At 63.3% G+C, this 753-nt stretch carries 2 protein-coding genes; both read left to right on the top strand.

The window, feature by feature from the left end; all coding sequences use genetic code 11:
* Window positions 1-265: ACT domain-containing protein (locus EN969_RS33730; RefSeq protein ID WP_127419901.1), on the top strand; the 265-nt coding region annotated here is incomplete at its 5' end.
* A gap of 83 nt (window positions 266-348) precedes the next feature.
* A partial coding sequence (locus tag EN969_RS33725) for a GAF domain-containing protein (RefSeq protein WP_127419899.1) occupies window positions 349-753 on the top strand: 405 nt, incomplete at its 3' end.

Genomic DNA, 753 nt, shown 5'->3' with positions numbered 1-753 from the left:
GGCCGTGCTTGAACGCCTCAAGGCCTCGATCGGCTACGATGTCGTGCAGTCGGAAGCCGGCATGTCGAAGGTTTCGGTCATCGGCATCGGCATGAGGAGCCATGCCGGCGTCGCCGCCACCGCTTTCAAGGCGCTGGCCGACAAATCGATCAACATCCGCGCCATCACGACCTCGGAGATCAAGATTTCGATCCTGATCGACGGCCCGTATACGGAACTTGCGGTTCGTACTTTGCATTCCGTCTACGGTCTGGATAAGCAGTAGCGAGAACGATTTGAGTTGTTGCGTGTGCGCCGGTCGCGGTGGAAACTGCGGCGGGCAGAATGCCCATTGGAGAACAAGCCGCGATGCGTGATCAGGCCAGTGGCCCGCGCGTTTTGCTCAAACGGCTCCGCGAGCTCATGCAGGAGCCGCTGGAGCCGCAGGAGCGGCTTGACCGGATTGTGCGCGACATCGCCTCCAACATGGTCGCGGAAGTCTGCTCGCTCTATGTGCTGCGTGCCGATTCGGTGCTCGAACTCTACGCCACCGAAGGCCTGAACCCGAACGCCGTCCATTTGGCGCAGTTGCGGCTGGGCCAAGGCCTGGTCGGCACCATCGCCGCCAGCGCGCGGCCGCTCAACCTGTCCAATGCGCAGGAACACCCTGCCTTCGCCTACCTGCCGGAGACCGGGGAAGAGATCTACAACTCGTTCCTGGGCGTGCCGGTGCTGCGGGCAGGGCGCACGCTGGGCGTGCTGGTGGCGCATGGT

The organism is Mesorhizobium sp. M7A.F.Ca.CA.003.01.2.1 (assembly GCF_003998945.1).
Lineage (GTDB): Bacteria > Pseudomonadota > Alphaproteobacteria > Rhizobiales > Rhizobiaceae > Mesorhizobium > Mesorhizobium ciceri.
The sequence above is the reverse complement of the archived record's forward strand: the minus strand, read 5'-3'. Positions and strand labels throughout refer to the sequence as shown.